Raw genomic sequence first — 11,667 nt, 5'->3', positions numbered from 1 at the left:
TTAAATAACAAGTCAATTTAATACAAAAAGAGCACAACCATCAAATGATGGTTGTGCTCTTTTTACTACGTTTATTTTCATAAAGAAGAATGCCATAGAAAGGAACAAGAATCGGATAAAATGCTTGATAGATACTCCCCTTGAACTCAAATAAAAGGAACGTGAAAACCAGTAATCCTAAAAGGATTCTTCCACATTTTCCATAAGCTGTCAGGAAATCCTTAATCCCATAGAGAGTCATAGCTATAACCAGATAAACAATCAGGGTTGGAATGAATCCGAAGAACAAGATATTGCGTAAGATACCGACATCAGTTCCCATAAAATACCCTCCTGCTGGATCAGAATAAAGTGCATTTCCGATAAGGAAGGATTTTAAATCTGGGATAAAATACATTCTCTCGAATAAAATATCTGTGGAGGTCGAGGAAAATTCTCCAGTATTAATGAAGGTGATAATCAGTTCGAAAGCCCATTCCAACCAAACGAGAATGGCTTCATTGAAAAGACTTGCTACAATCACCAGCAGAAATAAAATGAAGGACATGGCTATAAATGATAAACCTGTTTTAAGGGTTCTCTGATAAGAGAAGAAATTGACCAACAACACCAGTATCGCAACGAAACCTGCTACACTTCCAATTCTACCGTAAAATAAAGTTCCCATCAAAAGCATAAGAATAGCACCAAGAAGGAAAATAGAACGTCTTTTATTTGATAGAAAATCTTTTGCAATTAGAAAAACGCTCAACAGGATACCCAAAGAAAATTTGAATGTTTGACCAAAACCAGCAAATCCATCAATACCAATTCTCGTTACATATTGTGGTTTTTGTAACTGTGAAATATCCAAATCTGAAATATACAATAGTTGAATCCAAAATTCCTTTAGACCCGGAGCTAATATGAATAAAATTGTAAATAAGAAGTACAGAATGCATGCTACGATATACCGCATCGCATAATGACTAAAAGTTGCCTCTTCTTTAAATATTCGCAAATATACAATCATTAATGCTGTAAATTTTATTAGCTGTTGGACGGCTGAGAACACAACTATCATGAAATACGAATAATCGAAAGTTCCGTAAATCGATGGTAAAATCAGCGCTAGCAACCCTATAAACGCAACAAGTAAAAATGTCGAAAAAAGTTTAGGATTAAAGAATTGAACTTTTTCTTCTAGAAACGGAATGTTAAAAATAATAACCAATAAAGAGAGACCCAAATTCATCAAATCTTGGAGCAAATGGATACTATCCAATGAGAACGGGAAAAGAACATAAAAGAGGAGCAAGGTAAAAATGATATTTTTGTTTCTTTTGGACATTCTTATCCCCCTAAATTTCTTTCTCAGCTAATTGTAGGTACTTTCTTGGAACCGGGATTCGGTATAGCCCCCTGCTTCCTTCATATACAGAATCTATGCATATGGCATTTCCAGAGCGATTCCATCTCGGATGCAAATCACACCTTACATCATTATCATACTTAAATGGGGCAAATACTTTCGCAATTGTGTGGAGTTCTTGACCATCTGTGGCGATCAGCACTTTTGCTACACGAGAACGATCTGGATATGTATCCGTAACAATGATGTCTTTATTGGGTGAATAACTTGGATGCCCATCACTAGTCATTCCTTCGAATAAGTGAGTATAGCGGCCACTTTGATCCTCCATCAAGTAATAGCCATTACCTTCTTTTTTCTTCTTTAGAAAGCCTATTATTTCTTTATCATTCTTCCAGAAACAATGTGAAACCATCCCATCATCACTAAGATTATAGAATTCTTTTCCGTCACTTCCAACTGTTACAAGCCGTGTGAATTTACGGCCTCCAACGAACCATCTATGCAAGACCATAAATCTATCTCCACTTGGATTCAACATGAGATGATTGACTTTATGCTCTGCTCCTTGCATTTCTGATGTCGATTCAAAATTGGCAAAATCTGCATACGTTAGTAGCGGTTCAGATATTCCTGTTTTTAAATCAACTTTCCAAATTGCCGGTGATTGTGGCAACAATTCATTTTTTGTTGTCTCATCCAGATTCGCGTAGCCGTACCCTTTACGCATCCGATGTAACCTTGAAAAGTCTAGACTTAGAGCAAATGAACCGTCTTGGGCAACATTGTAAACAGGCATGGACAAGATTCTTTCCTGTTTTGTTTTTACATTATAAATAACTGAGCAATACTGATTATCCTTAAAATCATTATATATGATGTTTGTTTGATAATCCGGTCCCAACCATTGCAGCATGCAACCTTGTTGAACATTCCAGGTTTTCGTTTTCCCAATAACTTCAAAGGAGTTTTGATGATGAGTATCGAATATAACAATTTCAGCTGGCTCTGAAGGCGCAACATCGGAATAAGTATTTTTAGCACGCAAGCTTAGCATATATCTGTCTGTTGCATCCCATGGTGATTTATCATAATAACCAAAGAAATATTCATACCCATCTTTGGGTGAAATCCTTTCCAGTTCGCCCTCAGATTTTAACTTGGGAGAAACAGTGTACATCAAACGTTGATATACCCGCTTAATTACTTTTTTGATTACAGGATTGTTGTTCAACAAATCATTCATTTTATTTTCTATTCCCACTTTTTCCCCTCCTCTTTAATTCACCTTTTTTTTCCGTAGAAATTTATCCGATACAATTTTAAATAGCCAATTTGGGGCAAGATATGAAAATAAGAAGGCACTGGAAGATATTGCGAAGTCTTTAAAACCGGCATAGCCGGAACGCCATAAACCATATCGCATCAGGATATCACCCTTGCTTTTTTCCCAGCTTTTACGACGTTTTAAATTATCTTGATTAGCGCGGAATAATACGAGTGCTTCGGGAATATTGAATGCACGATATCCCTTGGCCAACATCCGGACGAATAGATCATAATCCTGGTTCCTACGGAAATCCCCATACCCACCTGCTGTCAAGACATCTGTTTTTTTATACATGACACTGGGATGATTAAAAGGATTTCTTCGTTTCGAGAAAGTGATAATATCCTCATGTTTTGATGGAACAACTCTAGAGGAAACTACCTTTTCTGGATCATCATAAAACTCATCTACATAGGAACCAACGATTGATAGTTGGGAATCTTGCGCGAATACTTGTAGTTGCTTTTCACACCGTTCCGGCAAGGCGATATCATCCGTATCCATCCGTGCAACCAATTCATTTCTGCAGTATTTCAACCCTTCGTTTAATGCCACTCCAAGACCACTATTCACTTCTAATGGAACAGATGTGATTGTTGTGGGGTGTGAAGTACGATATTCCTCAATTAGTTCGTAAAGTTCTCCTGTCAGCTCGCCATCCTCAACTATGACAATTTGTTCTGGAAAAATAGTTTGTTTCAACATACTGTCAAGAGAAGCCTTCATGATCGAAGGCTTCTCTTTTTTATATACGGAATATAAAACCGAGTATTTGTTCCTCATATGAAAGCTCCTTTAATTAAATTTGCACCACTTTAACAGGGATATTCAAAATGGCACCTTTTCTAAGCTGCTCTAAATACCATCGCTTATTCGTTTGATTTAATTTGGTCAAGATTACCAATTCCATATTAAGAATAGAACTATCATTTTCAGCTAAATCATTTACGAATACCAAGTCGACCAATGTACTTTGTTTCAATTTTTCTATTGTGTTCTTTTCAAGCGGTTCTTCACTTACTATCAACTTTTCAGTATGTTTTGGATTCACAATTGTATAGACAAAGTCATCTCCATTTTTATCTTCATCAAATTTGTAAAGTGAATCTTTCCCGGAGAGTTTGTAATCAAACAAGTATGAGATCTTCTTACTAAACATATTTTTTACAAGACTAACTAGTATACCCAGTACAAAGCCTGCAATGACACTGATCAGTGTTAAAACAATTAAGGTTCCTATGCCGGAACTTTGACCTTGGTTAATAATTTCTTCTGGTTCGAGCTCATTATCTTCTGCAGAAGTTAGCATTGGTTCCGTATCAATAAAATAAACCGTTTTGTTTTTAATAAAGTCGAACTCATCCGATTTCAGCATATCAAAATATATTTGCGCTATTTCTTGGTTTAATTCCGGATTGCCTACCCCTACCTTGATTGTGATGATATTCGTAGTCGGTTCGATTCCAAGGATCACTCCCCGCTTTGAATCAGGTTTGAATTCTGCTTGAATTTCTTCTTCAATTTTAGTGGATAATTCTTTAGTCGTTAAGATTTCCTTCAAGGTTCGGAAATGGTTGTATGGCTCAGCGTTTTGATCTTCAATATAGACACGGAAATAGTAAGATTCTGATTCCAGAAATTGGAGCAATTGATTTTGTTGTTCCGGTGTTAACGCATCGAAATTTTCGTCCAGCAATTGGTGCATTTGTTCCGTATCAAAAACTACTTGCTCTGTTGGGGTCTGTGGTGTTTGGGCCGAGTCTGCATTGAAATATTGAGAATATACATATCCTCCCATAATCAATCCAATCGTTACCACCATTGTTGCGACAATTGTTTTAATATTGTATTTGATGAAATACGCATATTCCTTAAGTGTAAAACTATAATCCATTCTGATACCCCCTGTTAAAGATTACTATTGCTACCTTGCTCTATAGTTTGAGCGAGTTTATCGAAATAAGGTAAAAGTTCTTCATTGTTGTAAGCCGTTTCTTCAAGCTTTAGTAATGATGCTAACTTTTCTGGGATTTCAGAAACATCTTCCACGTAATAAATATAATTTAGATGTTTGATCCACTCGTATTGGCCACGAACTTTTCCACTGATATTATTTAATGCCAGACAAGGTGTACCAGTGATTGCAGAAATAACCATGCCATGAAGTCTATCGGTAATAATTAATTTTGATTTACGGAATTCGTGATACGTTTTAGTTAAAGCATCTGCACGATTATATAAATCGATTTGTTCTTCTACAACAGTATCCCGATACTGAATAGGCAAGCTATTATTATCACTAAGATATTTATTGATAATAATCAATTGCTCATTGTTGTCAATTTTTTCTTTGTCATTCCGCATACAAAACATAATTTGATTGCGTTCTTCCGGGCCCACATCTTTCTTTATAAAAGTTACAATATCCGGCATCAAATTAATTTCTGTAAAATTCTTTCCTTTCAAATTTGCATTTGCAAATTCGAATGAAGGTAGGTCACGTACAAATAAAGTCAAATCTGCATGGTTTTGATAGACTTCCTTAGACCGCAGCAATTCCTGTTGACCCTTTTCATCTTTCGAAAAATAAATGGTTTGTGGCATGATGATAATACGATTATTCTTGAAATGACGGACAACATCTCTCGCCATCTCTTCTGCTTCAGGCCAAAGGGTACCCATAAAGCCACCACCATTGATTAACAAGATATCCGAGTCCTTCACATGAGACTTAACAGCTTGGCTGTTATAAAAATACATAGTATTGGGTATTTCGATGATTTTACGGTCAGGAAAATGGTTATCCAGAAAAGCAATTTCTGCGCTTGAAATAGCTTGGTCACCCAAATTTCCGTATACTGAAGTCCCTATTAAGATAATTCTTTCAGTATCCTTAGATTCCGATAGGTGTGTAACAATCTGTTTGTAGCGTTTATTAAAATAATGTATCTCATCTCTTTTTTTATAACGGCGGTATGCACGCAACATTGGGGCAGGGGCCATTTTTTTGATAAACTGTTTCATTTATTTCTCCTTCTGTAGCCTTGATTTTATTTGTAGAAATCTCTGCAAACTGAATTTTATTTTTTCTTTTCTGATCAACTTGAATGCTTCTGAGTAATATTCTGTATAGACCTTTTTGAACATCCGGTAACTCATCCCTTTGTTTAGACAATTATTACGGTAGAAACTACTTGCCTTCTCATCAAAAATGTCAAAGTCGAATTTACTTGGTTCTAGATTGGTTCGTATGCGTTTCAATATATTAGCCAGTGATTCCATTTCATTATCAGAGAAAGAGAAATGGCGGGATAGAAACCCTCTATAAGCCCGGACTTCTTCATCCGAGAATGACAGCGACAGTTGTTTGAATAAGTCGCGGTATACTACGATATGCGCTTCGTCAAATGAGTTCATGTCTTTTTCAGAGGTTCGAGTAATGCCAAAAGCGTTGTCTCGATACTCTAGTTGGATGGAAGGTAAATTAGCCAGCTCATACTTCATGGAAATTTTCTGCCACATTCCTAAATCCTCAGTTGATTTATGACGTGCATCATAACGATACTGTTCCTTTTGGATAACGGCATTACGCAGAATAACCGTCGGGTGCATGATAGAAGCTTCAAACAATAATTGCGTGCGTATTCTTTTTGAATCTGTTTCAACAATTTTATCCGTGGTCTTTCCTGAATCGTTAAAAATTTTGATGCTAGTACCAGCAACTGCTACTTCGGGATTAGCATCCATGAAAGCAACTTGTTGTTCAAAACGTGATGGTAAGCAAATATCATCTGAATCCATTCGGACAATATAGTCACTCTTAATCAAATCCAGCCCACGGTTCAAAGTTTTTACGATGCCCATATTCTGTTCGTTATTTAAGTAAATGACACGTTCATCCTCAAAACTTTGAATGATTTCTGCACTTGCATCCGTTGAACCATCATCAATTGCCAAAAGATCGAAATCGGTAAAGGTCTGACCCAGGATACTCTCAATGCTTTCGCGTAAGTAAGCTTCTGCATTATAAACAGGCATTAGAACAGTAATTTTTTTATTCAATTCCATTTCAATACCTCTTTCTTCAATAATCTTTCTGATTATTCGTCTTTAATATTTCTTCAATACTCTCAACAGTATTCTGTATGTTGAATCGCTTCGCCTCAAATACGGCTGCTTGATTCTTTCTCAATCGTCCTTGGGCCCTTTGTAAAATGCTATCTACCCATTTTTCGGGACTTTCCCTGATGGAAAGAAACACTACATCTTCAATTATTGCCACTTCTTTAGTTATTGTATCTGAAAGAAAACATGGTAAATCAGCTGCTTGTGCCTCGACAGCGGATATTGGCAGACCTTCTGAAATAGAAGGAAGTAGGAAAGCATCCATTGCAGACAAATAGGGAGCAGCATCTTCTTGGTAACCTAAAAAAAGGACGTCAGACGCTATTCCTTTAGCTTCGGCTTCCTTTTTAAGCTGTTCTTCCAATGGTCCAGAACCAATCAGCATTAACTTGGAGTTGCGATGCTTCAATTGTATCTCTTTAAGGATATCTAATAAAAACGATTGGTTTTTTACTTCTGCTAAACGCCCAACGTGACCTAAAACAAGTTGGTCTGATAATGCCAAATCGTTGCGTATTTTTTGGCGCTTCTCTGCATCGAATGTAAAACGCATTGAATCAATACCATTCTTGATAAAGTAACAGGTGTTACTTGACCATTCGTCACCAAACAACCAATTTGCCGCTTCTTTTGAAGTGGCAAATTTTATATCAGCAACTTTTGCAAGTTTGCGTTTATTTAACAAATGCATGCTTTTCAACACAAATCTTTTAATCCCTTTTCTCTTTGATTCAAAGGAAGCACCATGGCTGTGAATAATGATAGTTGCAGAAGAAGCAGCTTTAATTTGTTCATAAACCCCGACTTTACTAGCGGAAGCAGTATTTATCCAGACATAATCATAGTTATTTCCCTGGACAATCTTTTTTACTGCTGCAATATGTTCCTTGGGTTGCTTCCCCCAGGGGATAATGCTAAAATTCTCACCGCCAACATCCGTTATTTCTTTTTCATAGCTGCACGGTTCCTCGGACGAAGTAATAAAATCAAACTGGATTTCTGCAGGATTAATCCTTTTAATTAGGTTTAAAAAGAAGGTCTCAATTCCGCCATAATTGTTGGAGACACCATAAATCAATATCCTCATTCTCATCACCTCTTGAGAGCTTTATAAGCTTTTAAAGGCAGTTGCAGGAAGCGCATATCAAGGCTCAAGGCTGTAACCATTAATTTTCTGTTCAATGGCATCGGTGATTGCATAAGTAAGCCATAATTTTCCCTTAGCCGTTTGGTTAAATCATTCACTACCTTTTTTTGATCCAAGTTCTCATCAGCAAAACCGTAAAAGGCGATTTTGGCCAATAAAGAAAAATACGAGCGTGCATACTTGACTTTTACAAGATATTTCACATCTTCAGGGTCGTTTTGGCTCATCTCCGTCAAATATTGACAAGCTTTCAAGAGGTCAAAATCACTTTCCTTTAAGCCACCTCGCGTCATACTACCCTCAGACTGGAAGTAATTGTAGCCTATTTTATTCGTATGCACCAACTTGTTACCAACAGCCATCAATTCGAAATTGATAACGATGTCTTCATTCTTCATCCCTTCAATGAAACGGATTGCATCAAACAAATCCCGTTTATAAAGTTTGCGGCAAACTGAAAAAGGCATTTTTTGGGTTTGCCCTTTGTAGAGATAGTCATACTTAAGCTTATCTTTTTCAATGACTTCATAAGTATATTCTTCAGGGACAGGTGTCTCTTCAGTATCTGTATTTTTAAAAATACTTCTGAAATCGACAATATCGCTCTGATATTTTTCGATAATTTTTACACAATGTTCGATGATATCCAGTTCAATCCAGTCGTCGCTGTCAACAAATCCAATAAAATCTCCGGTTACTCTTTCAATCCCATAATTTCTGGTGCTTGAAAGGCCACCATTAGGTTTATGGAATACAGAGACGCGAGAGTCACTTAAATACTCGCGTGCAATAGAGAGACTATTGTCTGTGGAGCCGTCATCAACCAAAATAATTTCCAAATTACGATATGTTTGATTCACAATGGATTCTACACATCTCTGCAACAGTGTCTGTTCATTAAAAATTGGAACAACAATACTAATCTTCATTTTCAGTCCCCTTTTTTTTCTCAATCATCTGCTTCACGAGCTTAAATACAACCAAGAGATATTTTTTATTAATTAACAGTAAGATTATAAAGAGCAAGCTTTCTATAATCATTTCCTGAACTAACGGACGGTCCATATATAAAACAGCAATCTGTAAAGCTATAACGGCTAGGTTTTTGAAAACACTTTTCTTATCAATGTCCATTTTTATGTATTTTCTTGTATCCCGTTCTCGTAGAATCCAGATAACAAAAAAGCTTGCCATAGTAGAGATTCCTGCGCCATTCGCTCCGAATATCGGAACGAAAATAAAATTCGTGATGACACTTACGATTCCACCAAATACGGAGGTTTTGAATACGCCTTTTGTTTCTTTGGCAGCCACATAGTTAGTACCCAAGAAACCAGAAAAGCTCGAAAAGGTTACTCCCAACAGCAAAAATGGCACAAGCCTCCAACTACCGTAAAAATCTTCTTGCACAGTCATATTGATCAAAGGCTTCAAAATAATCAATATGGCAGACGTCCCCATAAACATCACTAATGAAAAATAATTAAAAACATTTGAATATAGTTTCGATTTATCTTTAGATCCGAATTCTTCAATTGCGGATAGTTGCCAAGCCTGGAAAAATATTGTGTTTAAAATAGATAAGAGACTGGGAATTTTATTCGCCACCGCGAACAATCCATTTGCACTTGCTCCTACGAACAGATAGATAAAGTAACGGTTAGAGGCATTAATAATCCACCACATAAAAGAATTCGGAATTAGCGGAATCGAATACTTAAACATATCTTTTAATTTTTCTAAATCGAATTTAGATAGGCGAATATGACGATGGACGCTTGAAGCCCATCCAAGATAAAGGATTGAAATAATATTACTTACTACCAATGAGGTTAGATAACCGTTGATTCCCCAACCTAAGTACACCAGTAACAGTATATTCATTCCCCCAGTCACGAAAGACATAATAATACCATTCAATGCATATTCTTTTATATTTCCAATTGAACGGGTATATTGCGCTAACAGTGACTGAAGTGCTTGCAACATTAGAATGAGGACCATGAATGGCAACAATTCTCCAAGGACATTGAAGTAACTGAGAATAGGATATGCCAACAAAATAATTAGGCCACCAACAATGGTCGCAAATACACCGTTTGTTAAAATGGTGTCGTCATCATGAGAATGATCCATTATGAATCTCAGAACCGCTTCATAGACACTTAACGATATAATGGGTAACAACATACTACTTGTCGAAATAACAATATCAACAAGCCCATATTCTGATGTCGTCAAATAATAAGTATACAGTGGCACCAGAATAATGGAAATCAGCTTACTTCCTAAATTACCAATTGCGAATAATGCTGAGTTTCCGAGTAGTTTTTTATATGGATTCAATTTGTATAACCTCTCTGATTAGAATTTCCAAAATACTAAATATTTCGGTTATGTAAAGCTTTCTTGTTTATAAAAGTCTGATATATTATAGCAAACATAAGCTGAATGAAAAAGAAAGCCTATAATTATTAATCAAATAATAATAATTATAGGCTTATTAATATCAGTTATCGTTAAACAAGTCCCGCGTATAAACTTTATCTTGTACATTTTCCAGTTCCTTCGCATTACGATTAGAAACGATCACGTCCGAGATTTGTTTGAATTCTTCCAAATCGCGGATGACACGTGAGTTATAGAAGGTTTCATCTTCCAGTACAGGTTCGTAAACCACGACTTCGATTCCCTTAGCCTTGATGCGTTTCATAATACCTTGAATCGACGAGGAACGGAAGTTATCTGATCCGGATTTCATGGTCAGGCGGTAAATACCGACAACTTTTGGATTTCTTTGGATAACCATATCCGCAATATGATCTTTGCGTGTCCGATTTGATTCAACAACGGCTTGAATCAAGTTGTTCGGAACATCATCGTAGTTCGCCAATAGTTGTTTAGTATCTTTCGGCAAGCAGTAGCCACCATAACCGAAGGATGGGTTATTGTAGTGTGAACCAATACGTGGATCCAGACCTACACCCTCGATGATTGATTTAGTATCCAATCCTCTTACTTCCGCGTAAGTGTCCAGCTCATTAAAATACGCCACACGAAGGGCCAAATAAGTGTTCGCAAACAGCTTAACCGCTTCAGCTTCGGTTGAATTCATGAACAAGACTTCGATGTCTTCTTTTTCGGCTCCTTGAATCAAAAGCTCCGCAAATTTAGTGGCACGTTCTGATTCTTCCCCGATAATAATACGGGAAGGATACAAATTATCATACAAAGCTTTACCTTCACGCAAGAATTCTGGTGAAAAGATAATATTATCGACACCATATTTTGCTCGAATTTCAGCTGTATAGCCGACCGGAACGGTAGATTTGATAATCATCGTTGCTTCTGGACGATACTCCAGCACATCCTCGATAACCGATTCAACACTGGACGTATCGAAGAAATTCAGTTTGTCATCGTAATTGGTTGGTGTGGCAATAACCACGAACTCAGCTTTCTCATAAGCAATTGCCTTATCGGTTGTTGCCAGTAGATTAAGTTCTTTGTGTGCTAGATATTCTTCGATTTCCTTATCAGCTATCGGTGCGATTTTTTTGTTAATTAAATCGACTTTTTCTTCAATGATTTCTAAAGCAACCACTTTGTTATGTTGTGCCAGTAATACGGCATTGGATAAACCGACATAGCCTGTTCCTACAATGGTAATATTCATTTGTCTGTAACATCTCGCTCTCTAAAAATGATTTCTGC

General features: G+C 36.7%; 10 protein-coding genes. All 10 read right to left on the bottom strand.

The window, feature by feature from the left end:
* Nucleotides 1-40 precede the first annotated feature (40 nt).
* Nucleotides 41-1,330: a hypothetical protein gene (locus tag ACTU7M_RS05345; protein WP_443473346.1), complete on the bottom strand. Its 1,290-nt coding sequence runs from the start codon at nt 1,328-1,330 to the stop codon at nt 41-43.
* Between the two features lie 10 nt (nt 1,331-1,340).
* Nucleotides 1,341-2,615, bottom strand: coding sequence for a hypothetical protein (locus ACTU7M_RS05340; RefSeq protein WP_443473345.1), 1,275 nt, complete (start codon nt 2,613-2,615; stop codon nt 1,341-1,343).
* Between the two features lie 15 nt (nt 2,616-2,630).
* Entirely contained in the window at nt 2,631-3,464 is an 834-nt protein-coding gene (locus tag ACTU7M_RS05335) for a glycosyltransferase (protein WP_443473344.1), read from the bottom strand.
* A gap of 16 nt (nt 3,465-3,480) precedes the next feature.
* Nucleotides 3,481-4,575 carry a hypothetical protein gene (locus ACTU7M_RS05330; protein WP_443473343.1) on the bottom strand — a complete coding sequence of 365 codons (1,095 nt, stop codon included), beginning with the start codon at nt 4,573-4,575 and terminating at the stop codon, nt 3,481-3,483.
* 14 nt (nt 4,576-4,589) lie between these two features.
* Nucleotides 4,590-5,705 (bottom strand): polysaccharide pyruvyl transferase family protein, encoded by a 1,116-nt coding sequence (locus tag ACTU7M_RS05325; protein WP_443473342.1) that lies wholly within the window; start codon nt 5,703-5,705, stop codon nt 4,590-4,592.
* Nucleotides 5,706-6,749 (bottom strand): glycosyltransferase family 2 protein, encoded by a 1,044-nt coding sequence (locus ACTU7M_RS05320; RefSeq protein WP_443473341.1) that lies wholly within the window; start codon nt 6,747-6,749, stop codon nt 5,706-5,708. It lies immediately after the preceding gene.
* Between the two features lie 16 nt (nt 6,750-6,765).
* A complete protein-coding gene (locus ACTU7M_RS05315) occupies nt 6,766-7,893 on the bottom strand; it encodes a glycosyltransferase (protein WP_443473340.1) in 1,128 nt (375 codons plus the stop codon).
* 5 nt (nt 7,894-7,898) lie between these two features.
* Nucleotides 7,899-8,882 (bottom strand): glycosyltransferase family 2 protein, encoded by a 984-nt coding sequence (locus ACTU7M_RS05310; protein ID WP_443473339.1) that lies wholly within the window; start codon nt 8,880-8,882, stop codon nt 7,899-7,901.
* A complete protein-coding gene (locus ACTU7M_RS05305) occupies nt 8,872-10,299 on the bottom strand; it encodes a lipopolysaccharide biosynthesis protein (RefSeq protein ID WP_443473338.1) in 1,428 nt (475 codons plus the stop codon). Before ACTU7M_RS05305 ends, ACTU7M_RS05310 begins: the two co-directional genes overlap by 11 nt.
* Nucleotides 10,300-10,462: 163 nt before the next feature.
* The gene (locus ACTU7M_RS05300) at nt 10,463-11,629 is read right to left on the bottom strand and encodes a nucleotide sugar dehydrogenase (protein ID WP_443473337.1); all 1,167 of its coding nucleotides are present in this window, start codon (nt 11,627-11,629) and stop codon (nt 10,463-10,465) included.
* Nucleotides 11,630-11,667 lie beyond the last annotated feature (38 nt).

This window comes from Jeotgalibaca sp. A122 (assembly GCF_052266715.1).
GTDB lineage: Bacteria > Bacillota > Bacilli > Lactobacillales > Aerococcaceae > Jeotgalibaca.
Note: the sequence above shows the minus strand (reverse complement) of the source record. Positions and strands in the feature narration are given on the sequence as shown.